Origin of the sequence: Bradyrhizobium cajani, assembly GCF_009759665.1 — a bacterium.
GTDB lineage: Bacteria > Pseudomonadota > Alphaproteobacteria > Rhizobiales > Xanthobacteraceae > Bradyrhizobium > Bradyrhizobium cajani.
In genome coordinates, this window is record NZ_WQNE01000003.1 from 39,735 (window position 1) to 64,714 (window position 24,980).

21 protein-coding genes and 1 tRNA gene are annotated in these 24,980 nt (G+C 65.9%); 2 read left to right on the forward strand and 20 right to left on the reverse strand.

Translation table 11 applies throughout. The features are described 5' to 3' along the window. Positions 1-10: 10 nt before the first annotated feature. The 4 genes from GPL20_RS05090 to GPL20_RS05105 all read right to left on the reverse strand — a co-directional run bounded on the left by GPL20_RS05090 (position 11) and on the right by GPL20_RS05105 (position 2,503). On the reverse strand, positions 11-493 hold the full coding sequence (locus GPL20_RS05090; protein WP_254125662.1) for an RES family NAD+ phosphorylase: 483 nt from the start codon (positions 491-493) through the stop codon (positions 11-13). Positions 494-501: 8 nt separating this feature from the next. Continuing rightward, positions 502-1,164 carry a type II RES/Xre toxin-antitoxin system antitoxin gene (gene parS, locus GPL20_RS39305; RefSeq protein WP_157328334.1) on the reverse strand — a complete coding sequence of 221 codons (663 nt, stop codon included), beginning with the start codon at positions 1,162-1,164 and terminating at the stop codon, positions 502-504. 236 nt (positions 1,165-1,400) lie between these two features. After that, positions 1,401-1,477 (reverse strand) — tRNA-His (locus GPL20_RS05100). 591 nt (positions 1,478-2,068) lie between these two features. After that, positions 2,069-2,503: a phasin gene (locus GPL20_RS05105; RefSeq protein ID WP_157328337.1), complete on the reverse strand. Its 435-nt coding sequence runs from the start codon at positions 2,501-2,503 to the stop codon at positions 2,069-2,071. Between the two features lie 630 nt (positions 2,504-3,133). Here GPL20_RS05105 and GPL20_RS05110 point away from each other — a divergent pair. After that, positions 3,134-6,460 carry a PAS domain-containing protein gene (locus GPL20_RS05110; RefSeq protein ID WP_157328339.1) on the forward strand — a complete coding sequence of 1,109 codons (3,327 nt, stop codon included), beginning with the start codon at positions 3,134-3,136 and terminating at the stop codon, positions 6,458-6,460. A gap of 209 nt (positions 6,461-6,669) precedes the next feature. On the opposite strand, the gene GPL20_RS05120 is transcribed toward GPL20_RS05110, so the two are convergent. From GPL20_RS05120 to GPL20_RS38700, 10 genes are all read right to left on the reverse strand, one after another. Further along, positions 6,670-7,842, reverse strand: a complete 1,173-nt coding sequence (locus GPL20_RS05120; RefSeq protein ID WP_157328343.1) for a thiolase family protein — start codon at positions 7,840-7,842, stop codon at positions 6,670-6,672. A 231-nt stretch (positions 7,843-8,073) separates the two neighbouring features. Further along, complete coding sequence (gene serA / locus GPL20_RS05125; protein WP_157328345.1) at positions 8,074-9,663, reverse strand: phosphoglycerate dehydrogenase; 1,590 nt, start codon at positions 9,661-9,663, stop codon at positions 8,074-8,076. Positions 9,664-9,791: 128 nt separating this feature from the next. Further along, positions 9,792-10,964 (reverse strand): phosphoserine transaminase, encoded by a 1,173-nt coding sequence (locus GPL20_RS05130; protein WP_157328347.1) that lies wholly within the window; start codon positions 10,962-10,964, stop codon positions 9,792-9,794. A gap of 79 nt (positions 10,965-11,043) precedes the next feature. Beyond that, on the reverse strand, positions 11,044-11,250 hold the full coding sequence (locus tag GPL20_RS05135) for a hypothetical protein (protein WP_157328349.1): 207 nt from the start codon (positions 11,248-11,250) through the stop codon (positions 11,044-11,046). 158 nt (positions 11,251-11,408) lie between these two features. Then, a complete protein-coding gene (locus tag GPL20_RS05140; protein ID WP_157328351.1) occupies positions 11,409-11,873 on the reverse strand; it encodes a GNAT family N-acetyltransferase in 465 nt (154 codons plus the stop codon). Positions 11,874-11,890: 17 nt separating this feature from the next. Next, on the reverse strand, positions 11,891-12,481 hold the full coding sequence (locus tag GPL20_RS05145; protein WP_157328353.1) for a glutathione S-transferase family protein: 591 nt from the start codon (positions 12,479-12,481) through the stop codon (positions 11,891-11,893). Positions 12,482-12,556: 75 nt separating this feature from the next. Next, positions 12,557-13,366, reverse strand: coding sequence for an outer membrane protein (locus GPL20_RS05150; protein WP_205751138.1), 810 nt, complete (start codon positions 13,364-13,366; stop codon positions 12,557-12,559). Positions 13,367-13,533: 167 nt separating this feature from the next. Then, entirely contained in the window at positions 13,534-14,367 is an 834-nt protein-coding gene (locus GPL20_RS05155) for an outer membrane protein (protein WP_157328355.1), read from the reverse strand. 484 nt (positions 14,368-14,851) lie between these two features. Next, on the reverse strand, positions 14,852-16,195 hold the full coding sequence (glmM, locus tag GPL20_RS05160) for a phosphoglucosamine mutase (RefSeq protein WP_157328357.1): 1,344 nt from the start codon (positions 16,193-16,195) through the stop codon (positions 14,852-14,854). A gap of 222 nt (positions 16,196-16,417) precedes the next feature. Then, entirely contained in the window at positions 16,418-16,585 is a 168-nt protein-coding gene (locus GPL20_RS38700; RefSeq protein ID WP_167532900.1) for a hypothetical protein, read from the reverse strand. Positions 16,586-16,677: 92 nt separating this feature from the next. Between GPL20_RS38700 and GPL20_RS05165 the strand changes: the two genes are divergently transcribed. After that, a complete protein-coding gene (locus GPL20_RS05165; RefSeq protein WP_157328359.1) occupies positions 16,678-17,814 on the forward strand; it encodes an alpha-hydroxy acid oxidase in 1,137 nt (378 codons plus the stop codon). Positions 17,815-18,042: 228 nt separating this feature from the next. Here GPL20_RS05165 and GPL20_RS05175 read toward each other — a convergent pair whose 3' ends face one another. The 6 genes from GPL20_RS05175 to GPL20_RS05200 all read right to left on the reverse strand — a co-directional run bounded on the left by GPL20_RS05175 (position 18,043) and on the right by GPL20_RS05200 (position 24,824). Then, positions 18,043-18,669, reverse strand: a complete 627-nt coding sequence (locus GPL20_RS05175; RefSeq protein WP_157328361.1) for a hypothetical protein — start codon at positions 18,667-18,669, stop codon at positions 18,043-18,045. Between the two features lie 67 nt (positions 18,670-18,736). Continuing rightward, positions 18,737-19,576, reverse strand: coding sequence for a shikimate dehydrogenase (locus GPL20_RS05180; RefSeq protein ID WP_157328362.1), 840 nt, complete (start codon positions 19,574-19,576; stop codon positions 18,737-18,739). A 103-nt stretch (positions 19,577-19,679) separates the two neighbouring features. Continuing rightward, complete coding sequence (locus tag GPL20_RS05185; protein WP_157328364.1) at positions 19,680-21,422, reverse strand: SulP family inorganic anion transporter; 1,743 nt, start codon at positions 21,420-21,422, stop codon at positions 19,680-19,682. A gap of 114 nt (positions 21,423-21,536) precedes the next feature. Continuing rightward, positions 21,537-21,809 (reverse strand): helix-turn-helix domain-containing protein, encoded by a 273-nt coding sequence (locus GPL20_RS05190; RefSeq protein WP_254126226.1) that lies wholly within the window; start codon positions 21,807-21,809, stop codon positions 21,537-21,539. Between the two features lie 333 nt (positions 21,810-22,142). Beyond that, positions 22,143-24,191, reverse strand: a complete 2,049-nt coding sequence (locus GPL20_RS05195; RefSeq protein ID WP_157328366.1) for an elongation factor G — start codon at positions 24,189-24,191, stop codon at positions 22,143-22,145. Positions 24,192-24,344: 153 nt separating this feature from the next. Next, a complete protein-coding gene (locus GPL20_RS05200) occupies positions 24,345-24,824 on the reverse strand; it encodes a DUF992 domain-containing protein (RefSeq protein WP_157328368.1) in 480 nt (159 codons plus the stop codon). Positions 24,825-24,980 lie beyond the last annotated feature (156 nt).

Consider the following 24,980-nt stretch of genomic DNA (forward strand, 5'->3'; position numbering starts at 1 on the left):
ATGATGCGGGTCAGGTAGTTCGTCCTGTCCTTTGCCCGAACAGGCGCATGTCATGGGGATAGCGCGCGACGTGCCACACGCGGATGCGCGCGGCGTCCTTGTGTCTCGGATTGACCATATAATAGTTTTGCGCGAACGGCACGATGACCGATGGCACCGACACGATCGCCGTGCGCGCATCAGCGAACCAGGGCCGCAGCAGATCGCGTGTCACCCTGGGATCGTCAGCCCAATCCGGCGATATGTTCTCGATGTCGCTCAAGTTCACCGTTTCGACGGCGAGGTCATCAGGCACATCGATGCCGAGCAGTTGATAGCTGGTGGGCAGGTCCTCGAGATCGATTTCCAGATGGACCATCACTTCGAGCAGCGCCGACGCCGGATGATCCGCGGCATAGACTGCGTGGCGGCCGCGATCGTGCCAGCGGCCGTCGGCCTTCAGGCCGCCAACGCCAGACAGATCGTCGAAATTGGAGATCCGCCAGATCCTCACGCCAAATCCTAAGCAAGGATGCCATGATCGATCCGGTGCAACATCTCCTCGACGACTCGCGCGCCCGCCTCCGTCGCGAGGTAAGCCAGCGGCGTTTCCCCGCGAAGCAGCTTCTTCGGCTTGCGCAGCCAGCGGTGCGCCTTCGCGGCCTCGCCGAACACGTTCGCGGCCAGCCGGTCGATCCGCGCCAGCCGCACCGCCTTGTCGGTCTCCTCGATCGTCAGCGGCTCGCCATCCGACAGCCGCCGCGCCAGCGTGCGCTTGGGCACGACGAGCGCGAAGATTTCGTCGTCGCTGTAATGGGCGAGCCGCTTAAGCGCGGCAGGCTCGATGCGAAACAGACGATTGGCGTCGATGACGACATTGAACAGTTCGGCCGGCGGAAGCGATTCATCTGCCGCGCTCGTGCCGCGCCCGAGCGAAGGCGCATCGGTGACGGTGGAGAGGCCGGTGACAGCATCGAAGTGTCCGCGAACGACGACCGCGCCGGCTTGCGGGTGGTAGGTCTGGTCCGGCTCGGCGGCCGACAGGCGTTCAGGATGGTCCGGCCGCTGAAGAAGGGCCGACGCCGTTGTCGGCTTGATTCGCTTGTTGCTCCGCGAGCCGGGGGCACGACGCTGCCGCGAAGCGATTGAACCAACGCCTTTGCGAGTACGTGCATTCTTTGCCATCGGAGCCTGCCTCAGCGCTCTTGCGCCAAATGCCTAAAACCGTAAGCCAAGTGGCATTTGAGCACATGGGCGGGTCGCTTCAAGCACAAAGCCGAGAGATCGAGGACGTTCGCAGTGGATGTGCAGTAGTCCGGCCGCGCAAGCGCTTCACTTTCGAGGATTGTCCATAGCGACTCGGCTGCAGCATAGTTGCTTGAGGTCAGGCCTTGTTTAACAAGCTGCTGATCTGGGAGTGCTGGTACAGTTGGGTGGGCTCGAACCACCGACCTCCTGTTCCACAGACAGGCGCTCTAACCAACTGAGCTACAACTGCATCCTGGCGAGCCGCCCTCAAGGGCTGCCTGAAAAGGCGATTGCCGAGGGGGCTGGACGGGGCGGAAACTAGGTGCAACGGCCCCGTTTGGCAAGGCCGCAATGGGGCGAAAAACCGGGGTAAATCACCCTCAACACGATGAAATCGCTTGATGGCGACGATGAGGGGTGTGCGCTTCCTCACCTGCCTACGGGCGGGGCAATCGCATTTGAAGACCGTTTCTCCGCGGCCATCCTTCGAGACGCCCGCCTTTGGCGGGCCCTCAGGATGAGGGCGGAGTGCGCGGCAGCAATTTCGACAGGTGAAGGCGCCGCTTAGCCTCATCCTGAGGAGACCGCGAAGCGGTCGTCCCGAAGGACGAGGCGTGCGCTCAGGCCGCCACAAAAAGTCAAATGCGATAACCCTGCACGTAAAAGGGAAACTCCCCGTGGGGAGAGAGCCCTCACCCGGCGCGCGGACGATGCTGCGCATCGCCCGGCGGGACGATGCTGCGCATCGCCCGGCGGGCGCCGACCTCTCCCGCAAGCGGGAGAGGTGAAAAAAACCCGGGCGCTAGGCCCGGGTTTCTCAACTTGAACGCTCCGCGGCCGCTCAGGCGGCGGGCTTGTAGAACTTCGAGGCGGAGGCCTTGATCGGCTCGGCGGTCTCGGCGGCGACGCGCTGGCCGAGCTCGAGCAGCTCCTTGGCCTGGGACTGCAAGGTCTCGAGCTGCTTGCGGGTGTGGCCGGTCCACAGCTCCAGCGCGTCCGACGGCGACTTGGAGCCGAGCAGCTCCTGGGCGAAGTCGAGATGGGCGCTGGTGTTGGCCTTCATGAACTCCATCAGCTTGGCGGTGTACTCGCTCGTGCCCTTGCTGGCGCAGGCGAACACGGCCTCGACGGTGCCGTTGTGGGTCTCGGCGGCGTCCTTGAACTTGGCGTAGTTTTCGCGGGCCTGCGACACGCCCTTCTCGGCGAACGCACGCATCTGCTCGGGGACCTCGAACGGGATGATCGAGGCAGAAAACGGATCAGTCGCACCTGTCATGGTTGTCCCTCACGCTAATGAAAAATGGAGTGAGCCTTCTGGCGCGCCCGCCGGCCCCGACCTAGGCCTCAATTAGCGGTGCGAAGACTGGAAACGCGAAACTAGGGAGTCGGCTCGCCCAGCTCCGCCACTATTGCCCCGCATCATGTCAACATTGTGCATTGCAATGCGATCCGCGCGGGGCAGTGCAAATTTAATCTCGGTGAGGGCGAGGTTCCCCGTCGGGGGAACCGATGGTTGAGGTAGTTGGATGCCGGAAAGCTCACCTGCGACCCATCCTTCGAGACGCCCGCCTTTGGCGGGCCCTCAGGATGAGGACGGAGTGCGCGGCAACAATTCCAGTTAGCAGGCAACGATGCGCTTCGCCTCATCCTGAGGAGACCGCTGGAAGCGGTCGTCTCGAAGGACGAGGCGGTCGCTCAGGCCCCGCCAAGTCGACAGGAATCCTGCGGATGCCGGGCGGGTGTGGCTTGCAGGTTCAGCCACATTAAGGTTATCGCGGCTTAGGGGCGCCCCGTAAGGCGGGGGCCGTGGACCTGCCCGCGCCCGCGCGCGATACTAACCCTTTCTTAAGGCTGCCATTCCGGCAGCCGTCCCACCAGATGCGACAGCGAGACTAAAGCCGGTCGGATGACGAGTTCGGATTTCCAGTTGCGAGGCGTCGGCGATCCGCGGCTGGCCGTGCATGCGACCTCTCCCCTGCCCGCCTGGCTGTGGTCGATCGACGGCACGCGCGTGCTGTGGGCCAATCCGGTCGGCGCCAGGCTGTTCGGCGCGGCCGATGCCGCAGCCCTCGCGCAAAAGACCTTCGGCCCGGCCGACAGCCACCGCCGCCAGGTCGCCCGGCTCGCCCGCCGGCTGTCGGCCGGCGGCGCCGTCAGGCTCGAACGGCTGCGCGGCTTCGGCGCCCGGCTCGGGACGCTGATGACCTGCGCCTGCGCGCGGCTCGACTTTGCCGATGGCGGCCATCCCGCCGGAAGATCTGCGGTGCTCGTCACCGCGATGGATCCACTGGGCCGCACCATGCCGCTGGTCGAGCGGCTGCATGGTCTCGTCGCGGGTGCGAAGGTGCCGATGGCGGCGTTCGCCCCCGATGGCCTGTTCGTCGGCGCGAGCGAGGCCGCCCGTTCCCTGCTCGGCTTCCGCGATCTGGCCGAGGCCGGCCTCGAACAGGCGCGCAGCGAAGCGCTGAGCCTTGGCCGCGCCGAGACGCCGATCGGCATCGGCCAGATGGTGCTGCAACGGGTCGGCACCGGTGCCGATATCGGCCTGGTCGCGCTGATCGCGCCCGCGGCCGCTGCGCAGGCCGCGGCTGCCGAGGCACCGGCTGGATCTGCGCAGCAAGAAGCTGCGACGCCGAGCGAGCCGCCGCCTTCGCACGACGCGCCGGCCGGGATCGCCTTGTTCGACGCCTTCGCCGAACCGGTCGAGGCGCCCGCAGCGGCCGAACCGCCGGCGGTGGAGGTCATCCGGCAAACCGCTACGCCAGCGGTGGAAGCGGCGCCCAAAACTCCGGTTGAAAACCGCTCCCAGGCCATTGTGTCGCCGCAGGCGGCGCCGATCACTACCAGCATGGTCGAACCGCCGTCGGGCTTTGAAGAGCCGCCCGCACCGCGTCAGCATCCGCTGCGCTTCCTCTGGCAGATGGATGCAGACGGCCGCTTTGTGCTCGGCTCCGGCGAATTCATCCGCCTGATCGGCCCGCGCACGGCCGCCGGCTTCGGCCGCCCCTGGCGCGAGATCGCCGAGCAATTTTCGCTCGATCCCGAGGGCCGCGTCGCAGCGGCGCTGGCGAGCCACGACACCTGGGCCGGGATCACCGTGAACTGGCCGGCCGATGGCGGCGAGCATCTGCCGGTCGAGCTCGCCGGCCTTCCCGTCTACGACCGGATGCGCAATTTCGTGGGCTTCAGGGGCTTTGGGGTCTGCCGCGATCTCGACGCTCTCAACCGGCTCGAGGCGCTGCGGCGCTTCGAGCTGGTCGCCGAGCCGGCGGGACAGCGCGGCCCGTGCGCCGACATCGTCGACCCGGAGCCCGAGCCTGAGCCCGAGGCAGCGGCGGCGCCTCCGCCGATCGCGCCGCCAACACCTGAGCCTGAGCCTGTCGCTGAACTGCCCGAACCTGCAACCGACGCGAATTCACACCCAACCGATCCGGAAACGCCCGTGGAAACGCCTCCCAATGTCGTGCCGTTCCGCCCGCCCGGCGATCCCCGGGCGCCGACGCTGACGCCCGTCGAGAACAGCGCGTTCAACGAGCTCGCCCGGCAGTTGTCCGAGCGGCTCGAACGCGAGCGGGAGACGATCACAGCTAGCGCGACCGAACCGCCGGCCGCGGAGCTCACGCCCGAACCAGCGGCGCCGGAGCCGGATGCGCCGCAAGCCGCGGCCGAATGGCTGACCGAGCCGGCGGCGCCGGCGCGCGGCGAGTCCATGCGCGATCGCACGCTGCTCGACCTGGTGCCGACCGGCATCCTGATCTATCGCCTCGACCGCCTGCTCTACGCCAACGCCGCCTTCCTCGCGCGCATGGGCTATGCCAGCCTCAATGCGCTGGAGGACGCCGGCGGGCTCGACGCGCTCTATGTCGAACCCGGCGTGTCCACGGCCAGCAGCACCTCGCAGGCCGGCACGCCGGTGACGATCAGCGCGACCGTCGCAAACGGCGAGCAGCCGCTTGCGACCACTGAGGCGCATCTGCACACGATCGACTGGAACGGCGAGAGCGCGCATGCGCTGATCTGCGCGCTGCCGGAGCCAGCAGCCGTGGTTGCCGCGTCCGTCATCACCGAGACGATCGTCCCGGAGTCGTTCCCCTACGCGCCCCAGCTCGAATCCGCGGCCGGCGATGCCGATGCCGAGGACCTCGCCGCGATCCTCGACACCACGGCCGAAGGCATCGTCATGTTCGATGCCGAAGGCAACATCCACGCCTGCAACCGCAGCGCCGAAGCGCTGTTCGGCTACGACGGCCAGGCGCTGCTCGAGCAGAACGTCCTGACGCTGTTCGCGCCCGAGAGCCAGCAGATCGTCATCGACTATCTCGAAAGCCTCAAGAGCGAGGACATCGCGAGCCTGCTCGACCACGGCCGCGAGGTGCTGGGACGCGAGAAGAAGGGCGGCGTCATTCCGCTCGCCATGATCATGGGCCGCACGCGGCCGGACGGGCCGAACTTCTTCGCCGTGTTCCGCGACCTGTCGCAGAGCAAGAAGGGCGAGAGCGAGCTGACGCAGGCCCGCCGTCTCGTCGACGGCGCGGCCAACGCCAAGGCCGATATGCTGGCGCGGATCAGCCACGAGATCCGCGCGCCGCTCAACGCCATCATCGGCTTCGCCGAGGTGATGATCTCGGAGCGCTTCGGCACGCTCGGCAACGAGCGCTACGGCGAGTACATGAAGGACATCCGCGCCTCGGGCGAGCGCGTCATCGCGATCATCGACGACCTGCTCGAGCTGTCGCGCATCGAGACCGGCAAGCTCGACCTCACCTTCGCCAACCTCAATCTCAACGACCTGGTCGAGGCCTGTGTCACGGTGATGCAGCCGCAGGCCAATCGCGAGCGCATCATCATCCGCACCTCGCTGGCGCACGCGCTGCCGCAGGTCGCGGCCGACGCGCGCGCACTGCGGCAGATCACCATGAACCTGATCTCCAACTCGATCCGGCTCGCCAGCGCCGGCGGCCAGGTGATCGTCTCGACCGCGCTGAACGATCGCGGCGAGGTCGCGCTCCGCATCCGCGACACCGGCCATGGCCTGTCCGAGCGCGAGGTCGCCGCCGCGATGGAGCCGTTCCGCACCCCGCCGCCGGGCGACGCCGCGGACAATTCGGCGCTGAACCTGTCGCTGACCAAGGCCCTGGTCGAAGCCAACCGCGCCCGGTTCAACATCAAGAGCGCGGGCAATTCCGGCACGCTGATCGAGGTGGTGTTCGCACCGGCGCTGGCGAAGGCGTAGGCGGGATCGCCACGATGCGCCGTCCATCCGACATCTCCGTCATTGCGAGCGCAGCGAAGCAATCCAGAGTCTTTCCACGGAGACATTCTGGATTGCTTCGCTGCGCTCGCAATGACGAGGGGTGAGAGAGCGGCTCGTCCCTTGCTGTTCAGCACAAACAAAAAGGGCACGGCGCGCGCCGTGCCCTCTCCGCATTCCTGCGACTGGTCTCAGCTGTAGATCTCGAACAGGCCGGCGCCGCCCTGGCCGCCGCCGATGCACATGGTCACCACGCCCCACTTGGCCTTGCGGCGCGCACCTTCCTGGAGCAGATGGCCGGTGAGACGCGCACCGGTCATGCCGAAGGGATGGCCGATCGCGATCGAGCCGCCATTGACGTTGTACTTGGCGGGATCGATGCCGAGCTGATCGCGGCAATACAGGCACTGGCTGGCGAAGGCTTCGTTGAGCTCCCAGAGATCGATGTCGTCGATCTTGAGGCCGGTGCGCTTGAGCAGCTTCGGGATCGCGAACACCGGGCCGATCCCCATCTCGTCGGGCTCGCAGCCGGCGGTGGCCCAGGCGACGAAGCGGCCGAGCGGCTTGAGGCCGCGCTTCTCGGCGTCCTTGGCTTCCATCAGCACCACGGCGGCGGCGCCGTCCGAGAGCTGGCTGGCATTGCCGGCGGTGACGAACTTGCCGGGCCCCTTCACCGGCTCGAGCTTGGCAAGGCCCTCCATCGTGGTCTCCGGCCGGTTGCATTCGTCACGATCGACGACGTAGTCGACGATGCTCTCGGCCTTGGTCTGCTTGTCGACGACCTTCATCTTGGTCTTCATCGGGACGATCTCGTCCTTGAACTTGTTCGCCTGCTGGGCCGCGGCCATGCGGCGCTGCGATTCCAGCGAGAACTCGTCCTGGTATTCGCGGCTGAGCTTGTAGCGCTCGGCGACGATGTCGGCGGTGTCGATCATCGCCATGAAGATGTCGGGGGCCACCTTGAGCAGTTCCGGATCGATCGATTCCTTCGGCGAGCCGCCGCCGGGAATCGAGATGCTCTCGACGCCGCCGGCGACGATGCAGTCGGCGCCGTCGGAGCGGATCGAGTTGGCAGCCATCGCAATGGTCTGGAGTCCAGAGGAGCAGAAGCGGTTCACCGAGACGCCGGCGGTGGTCTTCGGCAGGCCGGCGAGCAGCGCGGCCTGACGGCCGATGTTCGGCGCGCCATGGGCGCAATTGCCGAGATAACAATCCTCGACATAGTCCTTGTCGACGCCGGCGCGGCTCACCGCGTGCTGGATGGCGTGCGCCGCGAGCGACATCGGCGGCGTGATGTTGAACCCGCCGCGGCCGGATTTTGCGAGCCCCGTGCGCGCATAGGAAACGATGACGGCTTCACGCATGTGTTTCTCCCTTTTCGAACGACTTTGAACGGAGCGTCCTTTCGCCATTGGTACACAAAGTTGGAAGGTCGCGGGAAATAAAAACGCCGCCTCCGGTGACGGAGGCGGCGTTGTTCCGCGGGTCGGAATATATAACATGATCACCGTCATTCCGGGGCGATGCGCAGCATCGAACCCGGAATCTCGAGATTCCGGGTTCTCGCTTCGCGAGCCCCGGAATGACGGTGTGGATCAGAACGTCAGCGCCTTGGCCTGCTTGACCTGCGGCAGGGCCTGCACCTTGGCGAGCAGTTCCGGCGGCACCGCGCCGTCGACCTCGACCAGCGCAATGGCATCGCTGCCCGGCGCGACGCGGCCGAGATGGAAGGTGGCGATGTTGATCTTGGCGTCGCCGAGCAGGCTTGCGAACCTGCCGATGAAGCCCGGCTTGTCCTCGTTGGTGATGTAGATCATCGACTTGCCGAACTCGGCGTCGATGCGGATGCCCTTGACGTCGACCAGACGCGGCTTGCCGTCATGGTACACGGTGCCGGAGACCGAGCGCTCCTGGCGCTCCGTCGCCACCGTGACGGTGATCAGGCTCTCATAGTCGCTCTGCGCGGCGCGCACGATCTCGTCCACCACCATGCCGCGCTCCTTGGCGACGACGGGCGCGGACACCACGTTGACCTCGCCCAGCATCGGCCGCAGCAGGCCCGACAGCACGGCGGAGGTGATCGCCTTGATCTTCATCTCGGCGACGTGGCCCTCATAGGTGATCTGGACCTTGAGGATGCCGCTTTCGGTGAGCTGGCCGGCGAACGAGCCGAGCTTCTCGGCGAGCGCGATGAACGGCTTCAGCTTCGGCGCTTCTTCCGCGGTGATCGAGGGGAAGTTGACCGCATTCGAGATCGCGCCGGTGAGCAGATAATCCGACATCTGCTCGGCGACCTGGAGCGCGACGTTCTCCTGCGCTTCCGTGGTGGAGGCGCCGAGATGCGGCGTGCAGATCACGTTGGGGTGGCCGAACAGCACGTTGGCGGTGGCGGGCTCCTCGACGAAGACGTCGAAGGCGGCGCCTGCGATGTGCTTGGAATTGAGCGCATCGACCACCGCCTGCTCGTCGACGAGACCGCCGCGGGCGCAGTTGATCAGGCGCACGCCCTTCTTCATCTTGGCGATCGCGGCCGCATCGATGATGTTCCTGGTCTTCTCGGTCAGCGGCGTGTGCAGGGTGATGAAGTCGGCGCGCTTGAGGAGATCGTCGAGATCGACCTTCTCGACGCCGATGTCCTTGGCGCGCTCCGGCGACAGGAACGGATCGAACGCGACCACCTTCATGCGCAGGCCGAGCGCGCGGTCGGCGACGATCGAGCCGATATTGCCGCAGCCGACGACGCCGAGCACCTTGCCGGTGATCTCGACGCCCATGAAGCGGTTCTTCTCCCACTTGCCGGCCTGGGTCGAGGCATCGGCCTGCGGGATCTCGCGGGCCAAAGCCAGCATCAGGGTGATGGCGTGCTCGGCGGTCGTGATCGAATTGCCGAACGGCGTGTTCATCACGATGATGCCCTTGGCCGTGGCGGCGGGGATCTCGACATTGTCGACGCCGATGCCGGCGCGGCCGATCACCTTCAGGTTAGTCGCCTTGTCGAGGATCTTGGCCGTCGCCTTGGTCGCGGAGCGGATCGCGAGGCCGTCGTAATTGCCGATGATCTCGGCGAGCTTGTCCTTGTCCTTGCCGAGATTGGGCTGGAAGTCGACCTCGACGCCGCGATCCCTAAAGATCTGCACGGCAGCGGGCGAGAGCGCGTCGGAAATGAGAACTTTGGGCTTGGTCATGGGGATGATCCGTGGTGCGAGGTGCATTTACGGAACGTCATCCGCGGGCTTGACCCGCGGATCCATCTCTCTTGATCGATGGATGGCCGGGTCAAGCCCGGCCATGACGAGATGGAGCTGGAACGAACTTACGCCGCCGTGGCGAGCTGCGCCTTGGTCTCGGCGAAGGCCCAGTCGATCCACTGCGTCAGCAGCTCGACGTCCCCAGCCTCGACGGTGGCGCCGCACCAGATGCGCAGGCCGGCCGGCGCATCGCGGTAATAGGCGAAGTCGTAGCCGGCGCCTTCCTTCTCGACCAGCGCGACCAGCTTCTTGGAGAACTCGGCCTGTGCGTCCTCGGAGAGCGAGGTGATCGCGGGGTCGGTGAACTTCAGGCACACCGAGGTGTTGGAGCGGATCGCAGGGTCCTTGGCCAGGAAGTCGATCCACGGCGTCTTCGACTTCCAGTCGGCGAGCACCTTGGTGTTGGCATCGGCACGCGCGATCAGCGCCTTGAGGCCGCCGATCGACTTGGCCCAGTTCAGCGCGTCGAGATAGTCCTCGACGCAGAGCATCGACGGCGTGTTGATGGTCTCGCCGACGAAGATGCCTTCGTTGAGCTTGCCGCCCTTGGTCATGCGGAAGATCTTCGGCAGCGGCCAGGCCGGCTTGTAGGTCTCGAGCCGCTCCACCGCGCGGGGCGACAGGATCAGCATGCCGTGCGCGGCCTCGCCGCCGAGCGCCTTCTGCCAGGAGAAGGTGACGACGTCGAGCTTTGCAAAGTCGAGCGGCTGCGCGAATGCGGCCGACGTCGCGTCGCAGATCGTCAGGCCGGCGCGATCCGCCTTGATCCAGTCGGCGTTCGGCACGCGCACGCCGGAGGTGGTGCCGTTCCAGGTGAACACGACGTCGCTTGCGGGATCGACCTTGGAGAGGTCGGGGATCTCACCATAGGCTGCGTTGAGCTTGGTGACGTCCTTGAGCTTCAGTTCCTTGACGATGTCGCTGACCCAACCCTCGCCGAAGGATTCCCAGGCGAGCGTGGTGACGGGCCGTGCACCGAGCAGCGACCATAGCGCCATCTCGACCGCGCCGGTATCGGAGGCCGGCACGATGCCGATGCGGTAATCGGCGGGGACCTCGAGCACTTCGCGCGTCAGATCGATCGCGAGCTTGAGCTTGGTCTTGCCGACCTTCGCGCGATGCGAGCGGCCGAGGGCTGCGTCCTTGAGATTTTGGGCGTTCCAGCCGGGGCGCTTGGCGCAGGGGCCGGAAGAAAAATGCGGCACGTTCGGCCGCGAAGCGGGCTTCGCTACAGTCATGATCTACCCTTCCAGATAGTAAGCCTCCCGTTGGGGGGAGGTGTCCCGCCGCGGCTGATACGGGAATCGGGCAGACCAGTCAAGGAAGTTCCGGCGTCTCACGGGGGAGTGAAGGCGCCTCCGGCGCGAGTTTCGGGGACTCGACGGCCGCGAGCGCGTTCAGCAAGTCCGTGGCCTCGCTGATCAATTGCGCGGCTCTGCGGCGGCTGCCGACCTTCAAAATGCATTTATCATTGGCCTGCACAACGTAATCGTTGCCGACCTTGATCATCGAATAGCTTGTCATCGAAATCCCCGAACCGACCGAGCCCGGTGTCTGACGCTGCCGTAGCACCGTTCGTTCCTAGGTCCACGTGAACGACGGCTGGGTAGTTTATCAGCCCTTAATGCGAATGAATGCGCGATCCGATTTCGCAGACAATGCAGAGGCTGCGGCGACCTGCCTCAAAAGCGCACAGTCATGCCCACATGACTCGCAGCGAACCCGAGCCGCTTGTAAAAGCGCTGCGCATCGACGCGGCTCGCATGCGTCAGCAATTCGACCAAATTGCAGCCGCGCGCTTTCGCTTCTGCGACCGCCCATTGCACCAATTGCTCGCCGATGCCGCGGCTGCGGCAATCTGAAGCGACGCGCACGTCTTCGAGCAGACCGCGCGAGCCGCCTTGCGAGCTGAGGCCCGGCAGGATCGCCAGCTGCAGGCAGCCGACCACCCTGCCCTCGCTCTCGGCGACGACGAGCTGGAGATTTGCATCACGTTCGATCCGCTCGAACGCCTCGTGATAGAAGGCGGGCAGTGGATCCTCCAAGCGCTCGCGCGCGCGCCCGAGATGATCGTCCGCGAGCATCGCGACGATCGCGGCAACGTCGTCGCGGCGCGCGCGACGGATGGAGACGGACTTATCGTTCATGCGGACGGCTCCAGGACTCAGCGCGCCGGCGGCAGGCCGAGATCAGCCTCGGCCTCGCCGATCCAGCGACGGACGGCGGCAAAGCGGCCGAGATCGAAGCCGCCCTGATGCGCGAGACGCGTGTAGGCGAGCAGCGAGACGTCAGCGAGCGAAACTGCGTCACCGACGAAGAAACGGCTGGCGGAAAGGTGCTGCTCCATGCGGTCGAGTGCCGCATAGCCGCGCTTGACCTTCTCGGGGTCGAGCTCGGATGCATCCTTGCCGAGATAGACGAGGAGGAAGCGGCACACCGCGATATAGGGCTCGTGGCTGTACTGCTCCCAGAACAACCATTCATCCATCTTGGCCGCAGCAAAGGCGTCGCGTGGGATGAGCGCGCTGTCGCGGGCGAGATAGCGGATGATGGCATTGGACTGCGCCAGCGTGCGGCCATCGTCGAAGGCGACGGTCGGCACCTGGCCGGCGCCGTTCATCCTGAGGAATTGCGGCGTGCGCGTCTCGCCCTTGCTTGTGTCGATTTCGATCCACTGATAGGGCAGTGCGAGCTTGTCGCAGACCCACTTCACCTTCAGGCAGTTGCCGGAATTGCTGTCGCCGTAGATCTTCATCGCTGCCGCACCCCGCGTCCGACGATAGAGCATCAGGACGGCGGGAGGCTGTCAACCGCGGCGTGCGCGGCCGCGTCAGAACTTGTAGCCGAGGCCGGCGCGGACGGTGTTGATGCTGGTGTCGACCTGGGAAGTGAAGCGAATGTATTCCCACTCGGCGCGCATGAAGAGACCGCCGACGAGGTTGACGTCCACGCCGAGACCGCCGGTGTAGCCGTAGATCAGATGATTGTGCTGCGCCTCGCTCGCGGAGACCGGCCCCTGCAGAACGCCGGCAGGCGTGATGTAATCCTGAGCACTCACCGTGCGAACGATATCGGCATTGCCGAGCGCGAGTCCTCCGAACGCGTAGGGCAGGAAGCATCCCCACGCATAACCGGCCCGGCCGCGAAACGTCGCCATGTCCTTGATCGCGATCGATGACGTCGAGGTCGCTGTCACGGAATGCACGTTACCATCGGACAGCGTGTTGCTGCGTGCTTCGCTGGCCGTGGTCGATCCGCCGAAGTTGCCGTGCAGGTAACTGACCTCCAGGCCGATCACGACATCGTCCCACTGGGCATTGTAACCCGCGAACGCACCCCATCCACTGCTGCGCTGTGAGGCCTTTCCCAGACCGAGATTCCATTGCGAGACCTGCATCTCCTGCTCGATCATGGTGTCCGCGAGCAGCGCGGCCATCATGTTGCTGGTCGATCCCCTGAAATTCTCATCCGAGGAGCCATAGCCGCCCTGGCCTCCGACGTAGAAGCCCTGCCAGTTGACGTTGGATCTGGTCAGACCGTCGGTGAAGCTGCCGCGCAGGATTGGCAGATCCGGCATGTCGGCCGCGTGCGCGGCAGACACCGTCCCCAACATCGCTGCCGCCAACATCAGCCTACGCATCGCAACGCTCCATCGGACTCGAACTGTTGCGATGATCATCGCCTGTTAACCTTAACCAATGGTTGCGTCAGGCACCCTCGCCGCCGCGAGCAATGAAAAATACGCAAAGCAAAACGGCGCGGGATGATCCCGCGCCGTTAAGAGACGTTAAGCGATGAGGCCGACGATCAGCCCTTGGTGACGAGCGGCGGCGGCGCGTAGACCGGCGGGCTGTTGAGATCCCAGCGCACGCCGAGCTTCAGGTCATGCGAGGTGAGCTCCTTGATCTTGATCGAGCTCGGGCCGGAGGCGCTGTTGTCGAACAGGCGGTAGTTGCCGGGCGCCGCGTCGCCGAGGTTCATGTAGCTGTAGGCCAGTTCGACGGTGAACCCGGGATTGACCTTGTAGGCGAGACCGGCATGGGCGGCCCAGGCGAAGTTCCACTTTCCGCTGTCGGCGAAGTAGGCGACGCTGTTGGACAGCGTGCCGCCGCTGAATGACACGCCGTCGTCGCGGAAGCCGCTGAGCTTGTTGTAGGAGCCGCCGACACCGGCGCCGATGAACGGGGTGACGCACCACCAGGTGCCGAGATCGACATAGGCGTTGGCCATGACGACCCACTCGGACTTGCTGCCGGTGTAGTTGTTGGCGCCGACGAAGCCAGGCCCGATGACGTTGTCGCTGCCGTGCAGGTTGGCCTTGCCGCGATACTGGCCGATCACGTCGGCGCGGAACCAGTTGTTGAAGCGATAGCCGACGCCGAGGTCGAACAGCGGCGAGGAGTCGAAGCCGAGCCCCTCCGTCGTCTTCGTAAACCCAGGCGCGACCGTGCCCTCGATGCTCTTGGCGCGCTGGTTGGTCATGCCGACATCGCCGCGCAGATACCAGCCGCCGAAATCGGCGGGCGGAGCCGGCGGCGCGTACATGGGAGGCGGAGCCGCGATCGGCATATCGGCGGCGAACGCCATCGACGAGATCAGGGAGGCCGCACCCGCGGCAAGGAGAGACTTAACGCTACGCATTTGGCTTCGTCCTTATGGCCGGTGAGGCAAAATGCAGACGCCCCACGTTCTGGAAACTCACGGGACGACGATGGCAGCAAATGCTTAAGCGCCACTTAACCCTAATTTTTAAGGTTGATTTTTTCTCACTGCACACGCGCGCGCCGCGCGAGCGTTGCGAAAATGCGGCGCCAAATGCGCCGCGTTCGCCGCATTTCCTAACGATGCGTAAAGCTGCGTTGCAGCGAAAAAGGATGCGTTAACGCGTGTACCGCGGCAGCTTGGGCAGGCGCCGCGCTCCGGGGCCGCCGTGTGAACCGGCGCGGCCTGCATGGTTCGAGACGCCCGCTCAAAGCGGGCTCCTCACCATGAGGGTCTGAGATGTCGCCGGGATACCGCTCGTAGCCCGGATGAAGCGAAGCGCAATCCGGGAGCCCAGTGGCGCAGTCCTGGATTTCGCTGCGCTTCATCCGGGCTACGATCGTGCTTCGCGCAGCTATGCGCCTTAAGCCGCCGCCTGTCCGAGTGCGGAGACGATGGTGTCGACGACGTCCTCGACCAGGATGCGGTCTTCGCCCTCGCCCATGACGCGGATCACCGGCTCGGTGCCGGAGGAGCGGATCAGGAGGCGGCCATGGCCGTTGAGCCGCTTCTCGCCGTCGGAGATCGCCGACTTGACGTCGGAATCATCGAGCGGCTTGCCGCTCTTGTAGCGGACGTTCTTCAGGATCTGCGGCAGCGGATCGAAGCGGTGGCAGACCTCCGACACCGGCCGGCGCAGCTTCTGCACCACGGCCAGCACCTGCAAGGCGGCAACGAAGCCGTCGCCGGTGGTGGCGTAGTCGGACAGGATGATGTGACCGGACTGCTCGCCGCCGAGATTGTAGCCGCCGCTCAGCATCTGCTCGAGCACATAGCGGTCTCCGACCGGCGTGCGCACGAGGTCGAGCCCGTGCCCTTTCAGGAAGCGCTCGAGCCCGAGATTGGACATCACGGTGGCGACGATGCCCGGCCGCGACAGCCGGCCGTCTTCCTTCCAGCTCTGCGCGATCACCGCGAGCAATTGGTCGCCATCGACGAGATGGCCGCGCTCGTCGACCAGGATGACGCGATCGGCATCGCCGTCGAGCGCAATGCCGATGTCGGCGCGCATCTCGCGCACCTTCTTCGACAGCGCTTCCGGCGAGGTCGAGCCGCATTCCTTGTTGATGTTGAAGCCGTCGGGCTCGACGCCGATCGACACCACGTCGGCGCCCAGCTCCCACAGCGCCTCCGGCACCACCTTGTAGGCGGCGCCGTTGGCGCAATCGATCACGACGCGCAGGCCGTCGAGCGACAGGTCGCGCGGCAGCGTGCGCTTGGCGAATTCGATGTAGCGGTCATGCACGCCGTCGATACGGCGGGCGCGGCCGAGGCTCGCGCTCTGCGCCAGCCGCTTGTCGAGGGATTCGTCGAGCAGCTGCTCGATCTGCTTCTCGACGTCGTCGGAGAGCTTGAAGCCCTGCGGTCCGAACAGCTTGATGCCGTTGTCCTCGAACAGGTTGTGCGAGGCCGAGATCATCACGCCGAGATCGGCACGCATCGATTTGGTCAGCATCGCGACCGCAGGCGTCGGCATCGGGCCGACCAGCAGCACGTCCATGCCGACCGAGGTGAAGCCCGCGACCATTGCATATTCGATCATGTAGCCGGACAGGCGAGTGTCCTTGCCGATCACGACCCTATGACGGTGGTCACCGCGCTGAAACGCGAGGCCGGCGGCCTGGCCGACCTTGAGCGCGAGCTCCGGCGTGATCAGTCCGTTAGCGCGGCCCCGAATCCCGTCAGTCCCGAAATATTTGCGACTCATATGGTTCCCCAGGCAACAACCAGGGATCCCCTCTACAATCACGGGCTGCCCGAATGGGCCCCGCATCCCTGATGTGCTGGGGTCTATATAAAGCCAACGCGGCCAGATTGGCTTCAAAAAATGTGATAAATCGTTACGGAACCGGGCGTGGCGCGGGCCCTATTCTGCCTTGGTTAACCTTATTTTTCCCGCCGAGGCGGCGGAACCGGCTGGAACCCGGCTCTAATCGGAGCGCTTTACATGGCCGTCGCCCCGGCTCGGCGGCGGCTGGGTGACGTTGACGGGATCGGAGCCCGGAAAGGTCTCCTCCAGGCCTTCCTCCAGCGCTTGCTCGAGATCCTTCTTCTCCTTGATCTCCTCCGGCGTCGGTCTGGCGTGCGGCCTTGTCATGGCGCCCTCCTCTCAAACGATTTGGCTGTGCATCCAACCATGCTAGATGACCCCTCGATCTACCGATGCAAGACGGGCCGGGGAAAACGTTCATGAAGCACATCACCTGTATCGACGATCTTCGCGCGCTGCATAAGCGCCGTGTGCCGAAGGCGTTCTTCGACTATTGCGACCGCGGCTCCTATGCCGAGGAAACGCTGCGCGCCAACCGCGAGGACATGCAGGCGATCAAGTTCCGCCAACGCATCCTGGTCGACGTCTCCAAGCGCGACACCTCGACCACGATCCTCGGCGAGCCCTCGACCATGCCGCTGATGCTCGCGCCGGTCGGCCTGCTCGGCATGCAGCATGGCGACGGCGAGATCTACGCCTGCCGCGCCGCGCAGGCCGCCGGTATCCCGTTCACGCAGTCGACGATGTCGATCTGCTCGATCGAGGACATCGCCGCCAATGTCGAGAAGCCGTTCTGGTTCCAGCTCTACGTGATGAAGGACCGCGGCTTCATCAAGGAATTGATCCAGCGCGCAATGGCGGCCAAGTGCAGCGCGCTCGTGCTGACCGTCGATCTCCAGGTGATCGGCCAGCGCCACGCCGACATCAAGAACGGCATGACGGTACCGCCGGAATGGTCGCTGTCCAAGCTCCTGGATTTCGCCAGCAAGCCCGCCTGGGTTGCCGGCGTGCTGCAAGGCAAGCGCCGCACCTTCGGCAACATCGCCGGCCACGTGAAGAACACCGAGGATCTCAACCGCCTCGCCGAATGGACCGCGTCGCAGTTCGACACCTCGCTGAACTGGAAGGACGTCGAGTGGGTCCGCAGCATCTGGCCGGGCAAGCTCATCATCAAGGGCATCCTCGACGTGGAGGACGCCGAGGAAGCGGCCAAGACCGGCGCGCAGGCCCTCGTCGTCTCCAATCATGGCGGCCGACAGCTCGACGGCGCGCCGTCCTCGATCGAGGTGCTGCCCGAGATCGCCGACGCGGTCGGCGACAAGATGGAGATCATGTTCGATGGCGGCATCCGCTCCGGCCAGGACGTGATGCGCGCGCTCGCGCTCGGCGCAAAATCCTGCATGATCGGCCGCGCCTACGCCTATGGCCTGGGTGCCGGCGGCCAGGCCGGCGTCGCCAAGGCGATCGACATCATCCAGAAGGAGCTGCTCACCACCATGGGCCTGTGCGGCGTCAACAGGATCGAGGAGATCGACGATCACGTGATTGCGGTGTGAGGCGTTTACGAACCGTTGCCTCAATCACGGCCGTCGTCCCGGACAAGCGCGCCCTAAGCGCGCGCCGATCCGGGACCCATAACCACAAGCGGGCGTGGTTACGGGGACTCGGAGTAACCCGCTTCGCGCAACAACTTCTCCCTGTGGCTATGGGTCCCGGATCTGCGCTTCGCTTGTCCGGGACGACAGCGGAATGTGTGGCGAGAGTTGCGAGCTGCTCTCCCCGTCTCACATCGGCGGCGTCAGGCCGTCGCGGCCGACGCTGATGCGGTTGGTCTCGAACGAGCCGTCCGGCAATTGCTTCATGAAAGCGATGACCTTGGCGCCCGGCTTCAACTCGGATTTGTCGCCGGGCACGAAGGTCACCACCGGCGTGTTGTCGGCGACGAAGACCTTCTTCTCGCCGTCCTTGTACTTCACCAGCAGCGTGTGGCCGTCATTGCCGACCACGCTCTCGGCGACCGTCGCATTGGTCATGCTGGAATTGGGCTTGAGGTCCCAGGGCCGCGAGCCTTCGCCGGTGCCGCGCATGCTCTCCGGAAATACGTGCACCTCGACGGCGTTCTGGCCGCCGTCCGGCCCCGGCACGGTGGTCGCACCGATGAACGAACCCGGCTTGATGTCGGCGAGTGACGTCTTGGTGATGCCTGAGACGTTCACGTCGGGGGCGATGCGGAGCTTGACGTCTTCGCCGCTGCGCGACTTGACCTGCATGGTGTCGCCGTTGACGCTTTCGATCGTGCCGCGCACGCGCGTCGGCACCGGCGCCCTTTGTGCGAAGGCGCCGTAAGTTGAGAGGGCCACCATCGCGACGGCGAGAAGTGGACGTGTGAAAGTTGCACGTTGAACAGACATGACGATCTCCGGATTGTCCCACGGGGTTAGAACTCCGGAGATGGTGCGCTATTCGCCGTTCATCCTCTCAAGTCTTTGTGAGATCGGCCTCGACCAGCGCACGCAGCTCGGCGGTGACTTCCGGCCGCTTGCCGAACCACAGCTCGAAGCCGCGCACCGCCTGGTGCAGGAGCATGCCGAGCCCGTCGGCGGTCCTCAGCCCGCGCGCTTTTGCGGCCGCAAGCAGCGGCGTCACCAGCGGCACGTAAACGAGATCGGCGACCACGGCGGCCCGCGGCAGGCGGGCCACGTCAACATCGAGTGCAGGCTGGCCGTGCATGCCGAGCGAGGTGGTGTTCACGAGAAGTTTTGCTCGCGGCAGCACCTCGCCGATCGCGTCCCACGTAACAGGATGCACGTTCGGCCCGAACTGTCTTGCGAGTGTCTCGGCCCGCGCGATGGTACGGTTGGCGAGATGGATGCGCTTGATGCCGCGTTCGCGCAGGCCGAACACGATAGCGCGCGAGGAGCCGCCGGCGCCCAGCACCAGCGCCTCATAGGCGCCGTCCCAGCCGGGGGCGCTGGCGTCGAGATTGCCGATGAAGCCTTCGACGTCGGTGTTGGTCGAGCGCAGCTCGCCGCCTTCGAACCACAGCGTGTTGGCCGCGCCGACCGCCGTTGCGCGGGCATCGGGCGTCGACAGCGCCAGCACGCCCTCCTTGTGCGGGATGGTGACGTTGGCGCCGACGAAGCCGCGCAGCGACAGTCGCAGCACGAAGTCGCGCAGGTTATCGGGCGGGACCGCCTCGATGACATAGCCGCCCTCGATCCCGAGCGTGCGCAGCCAGTAATGATGAATCAGCGGCGAGCGCGAATGCGCTGCCGGCCATCCGATCAGACAAGCTGCGGGAGCCCTGGTCACGATCATCCTTCCCTCAAGCGGCGTGGAAGGCGATCCATTTCGCGTCCCGCAGGCTCTGTCAAGCGCGCGGGCGCCGCATCACGGCGGCAACGACCGCCGGAGCGCGCCGTCAGCCCGCGGCAGCCTCATCGGCCGCAGAGCCCTTGATGTCGGCGATCGCGCGCTCGAGGCTCTGGCGATAGCGCGCCCGCGGCGGCGTCACGCCATGGGTGAGCAGCGCGCGGCGCACCGCGGGCGAGGCCCCCGTGATGAACAGCCTTATGCCCTGGCGGTGGGCCTTGGCGGCGACGCGCCCGAGCACGTTCGCTGCGGTTGAGTCCAGGAACGGCACCGCGGCGAAATCGACCACGAAGGCCTTGCGCCTGTCGGCGACGCCGTCGAGCACGTTGCCGATCGCGGACGCCGCGCCGAAGAAGAACGCGCCGGTGATGCGGTAGACCAGCACGTCGCGATCGACCGCAAGCGCGGGATCGTAGCGAACGCGCTCGCCATTGCCGTCGTCGGGGCGATCGGCGGCTACCAGCGGCGAGCGCTCCTCGATCCCGGTCATCTCCGCCATGCGATGGATGAACAGCACGGCGCCGAGCGCGAAGCCGACCAGGATGCCCTCGGTCAGATCGCGGAAGATCGTCAGCAGGAAGGTTGCGAGCAGCACGACGGCATCGCCCCAGGAGGAGCGCAGCAGCGTTGCGAATTCGTGCTTCTCCGCCATGGTCCAGGCGACCACGACGAGCACGGAGGCGAGCGCAGCCAGCGGGATGTAGCTCGCCAGCGGGGCTGCGATCAGCATGAACAGCAGCAGGAAGACCGAGTGCAGCATGCCCGCGAGCGGACCGCGCGCGCCGGCGCGGATGTTGGTCGCGGTGCGCGCGATCAGACCGGTGACGCAGATGCCGCCGAACAGCGCCGAGCCGATATTCGCGGCGCCTTGCGCCACCAGCTCGCAGTTGGAGCGGTGACGGCGTCCGGTCATGCCGTCGGCCACGACCGCCGACAGCAGCGATTCGATGGCGGCAAGCAGCGCGAACGCGATGGCATCCGGCAGCACCGCTTTCGCCTTCTCCAACGAGAACGCGGGCAAAGCCGGCGACGGCAGCTCGCGCGGAATGCCGCCGAAGCGCGAGCCGATGGTCTCGACCGGCAGCGACAGCATGGCACTCGCGATCGCAGCAAACACGACCGCGATCAGGATGCCGGGCCAGGACGGACGCCAGCGGCGCAGGGCAGCGATGATGCCGATGCTGACCACCGCGACCGCGACGGCGGACGGATTGATGGTGTTGAGACCGCCCGCGAGCGCGACGAGCTTGGGAACGAATTCGCTGGGCTCTTTCCCCGCAAGCGTGATCCCGCCGAGATCGCGGAGCTGGCTCGCAAAGATGATGACGGCGATCCCGGCGGTAAAGCCGACCGTGACGGGATAGGGAATGAACTTGATGTAGGTGCCGACGCGCAAGAGGCCGGCAGCGACCAGAAACAGGCCTGCCATCATGGTCGCGAGGATCACGCCGTCGACGCCGTGACGCTCGGCGGTCACCGCAACCAATACGATGAACGCGCCGGCGGGCCCGCCGATCTGGAACCGGCTGCCGCCGAGCAGCGACACGATGAAGCCGCCGACGACGGCGGTATAGAGGCCGCGATCCGGCGTCACGCCCGAGGCGATCGCGATCGCCATCGACAGCGGCAGCGCCACGATCGCGACGGTGAGGCCCGCGAAGACGTCGGCGCGGAAATCGGCAAGGCCGTAGCCCTCGCGCCAGACGGTGACGAGCTTCGGCAGATAGAGCTCGGTAAACGTCGGACGACGAAGCTGGTGCAGCCCGCCTGCGTGATCGCTTGTGATGCTCATCTCAGCAAAGTGCTCCGCTGCCCCACGATGCTCCGAAGCATCGTACGGCTGCGCGCTTCCGCGTGCGCGACGATGCGCTAGCCCATCCTGATCCCGAGCACGATCAACGATCGATCATGCTCCGACACGCCGTGGCGGTCCCGGCTCCTTCAGACGAACGCCGCGTCCGCCGCTTTCGCTGCGCGTCTGCTCGCCGATCAGCTCGACGCCGGCCCGATCGAACGCGTCGACCACCTTGATCAAGGTCTCGACCACGCCGCGAACATTGCCGGTCGAGGCCTCCATCCGCTGGATGGTCGGCAGCGACACGCCTGCGAGTTCGGCCAAGGTCCTCTGGTCAATGCCAAGCAGCGCGCGGGCTGCCCGCATCTGGAACGACGTGATCACCTTAGCCTCACGTATCAGAAGTTATAAGTGATATCTGGTGCGTATACAATGATGTAGAATACATCATTCAAGATCGAACGCAAGGGGCCGCTGATCTGTGTCCGCCGTCATTGCGAGGAGCTCTTGCGTCGAAGCAATCCAGCCTGTCTCTGTGCGAGCAGTCTGGATTGCTTCGCTGCGCTCGCAATGACGGAGATCTGGGCACGCGTTCAGTCAAAAGAAACGCCGGGATCGTGGAGACAGCCCCTCACCCCACCCCCTCCCCGCAAGAACGGGGAGAGGGAGTGAGACAGCGGTGCCTCCCTTACGGCGTCCCCTGCCGCCCGGGACGACTCACGCCGCGTGCTGATGCGCGGCGATGATCTGGTCGGCGGCGCGGCCCGTCACTTCGGCCATGTGGTCGAACTGGCGGGTGAAGCTGCCTGCGCCGGCCGTGGCCGAGCGCAGCTCGACGATGAGTTCGCCGATCTCGGCTTCCGGCATCATGGCGCGGACGCAGTCCCAGCCGCTCCAGCCGTCGCGGGTGTCGAAGCCGAGGATCTGGCCGCGCCGCGCCGACAGGATCGCGTTGATCTTGGCGGTGGCGTCGGTCGGACAGACGATCTCGACCATGTGGATCGGCTCAAGCAGAACCGGCTGGCACTGCGGCAGGCCTTCGTTGAGCCCGATCCGCGCCGCCGTGCGGAAGGCGAGATCGGAGGAATCGACGCTGTGATAGGAGCCGTCGGTCAGCGTCACCTGCACGTCGGTGACGGGGAAACCGAGCGGACCGCGCGTGAGCCCGTCGACGACGCCTTCCTCCACCGCCGGGATGTAGTTGCGCGGCACCGCGCCGCCCACCACCTTCTCGGCGAATTTGAAGCCGTCGCCGCGCGGCAGCGGCTTGATGTCGAGCACGACGTCGCCGAACTGGCCGTGGCCGCCCGACTGTTTCTTGTGGCGCCCGCGCTGGGTGATCGGCTTGCGGATGGTCTCCTGGTAGCCGATCCCGGGCGGATGCGAGGTGAGCTTGACGCCGAAGCGGTCGCGCAGCCGCTCGCCGGCGACGCGCAGATGCATCTCGCCCTGTCCCCACAGCACGGTATCGTGGGTCTGGGCGTTCTGCACGACGACCAGCGAAGGATCCTCCTCGTGCAGCCTGGCCATCGCCTGACCGAGCTTCACGTCATCCTTGCGATCGGTCGCCGCGATCGAGATCGCGAGCACCGGCGGCGTCGGCTCCATGGCGGCGAGCGCGGCCGGCGGCGTCTTGCCGTTCGAGACCGTGTCGCCGGTCCTGACGGGATCGAGCTTGCCGAGCGCCACGGTGTCGCCGGCTTCAGCCGAGGCGCGCTTGGTATCGTAGGCGCCGTTGACGGCGAGGATGCCGGAGATCCGCCCCGCACCGCCCGAGGCGGATTGCAGCGTCGCACCGTCGTCGAGATGGCCGGCGAGCAGCCGCGTCAGCGACAGCTTGCCGCCGTGCTGCGAATGCAGCGTCTTGAAGACGTAGCCGAGCGCATCCCTGGTCTCCGCTACGCCGAGACGCCTTGCGGTCTCCGCGACGTCAGGCGCCTCGTGGCGCAGCGCCTTCATCAATCGCAACACACCGTTTTCGCGCGCGGCAGCGCCCAGCAGCACCGGACAGATCAGCCCCTCGCGCAACTCGCGGGCGAGATCGTCGAACACGGCATCGCGCGGCGGCTGGATGTCTTCGAGCAGTTGCTCCATCAGCGCATCGTCATGGTCGGCGAGCTTCTCCAGCATCGAGAAGCGGGCCTCCTTCTCGCGGTCGAGATCGCCGCCTGCGAGCGCGATCACTTCGGAAGCCTTGTGCTCGCGATAGATGAAGGCGCGCTCCAGCGCGAGATCGACGAAGCCCTCGATCAGCTCGTCCTTCCAGATCGGAATCTGGCGCAGCACCAGCGGCACGCGCGAGGCGGGCTGGAGCGTTGCGAGCGTCTCGCGGATGCGCTTGTTGGCGCGGTCGATCTTGTTGAGGAACAGGAAACGCGGGATCTTCAGCTCCTCCAGCTCACGCAGGATGATCTGAAGCTGCGGCAGCTTCTTCTCGTCGGCCTCGCAGACCACGATTGCGGCATCGACCGCAGGCAAGGCGGCGCGCATGTCGTGGGCAAATTCGACGGAACCGGGACAATCGAGGAAGGTGTAGCTGTCGCCCATGAAACTCGTGGTGGCGGCAGTGAGCCCGACGGTCATCTTGTGATGGCGGGCCTCCGGGCTGGCGTCGCCGACGGAGGTTCCGGCGTCGACGCTGCCGGCGCGCGGGATTGCGCCCGTTCGCGCCAGTATTGCTTCGAGAAGTGTGGTTTTACCGCTTTGGAAAGGGCCCACCAGCGCGATGCACCGTGGACCTCGGGGACTTCTGACGTCTTGTCCCATTCGCCGCCTCCTTTTTTTGGAGCTCGGCCCATGATTGGGTCGGCAAACGGTGATGCTCTGCCCGTCCCCGAGATTTGGCAAGCATCAAACGTCGCTGCGGTGCGTTGTTGCCGCAATCGCGTCCAAGCGACGCAACCCGCACACGCGAAATTGTTAGCGGCCCGGACGGAGTTCCAGGCTTTCGAGGCCAGCGGCGATGTTGAGGCCGACCTGGCCCTGCACGCTGAGCGGCTGGAGCGCGATCGAATTGTTGGAGCCGCCGACCAGCACGTTGCCGCCGAGACCGACGCCGACCGATGCACTCCCTTGCGCGCCCGCGTAGTTGCCGGAGAGATCGCCGGGGCCGAGCCGGTCGACCGGCGCGAACACGCCCCAGGCCAAAGCCGTCTCCTGGGTGATGCCGATGTCGAGGCCGACTTTGCGGATCGTCGCGACGTAGCGGTCATCGGGCGCACCGTCGGCGCGCAGCACGCAGCCGAGGTGAGTCACCGATCCCACGATGAAGCCGACGCTGGCGCCGCCGCGGCATTCGAGCACGCCGACGCGCGCCATCCGTTGCTGCGCGCTGGCGCCTGCGACGGAGACAACGAGGCTGGCGGCCGCGAGCCCGGCGAGGATGAACGAACGACGCATGAAATGTCTCCGGCGATGAGTGGTGCGAGCAGAGAGGGTGCGCTGCAAGCGGCGCGCGATGGTCTATGCCACAAGAGCCGTGATGGTGCCAGATCGTGCGCGTCGATAAGCGTGCAAACAGCAAAAAGGCCCGCCGAGGGCGGGCCTTTGAGAAGA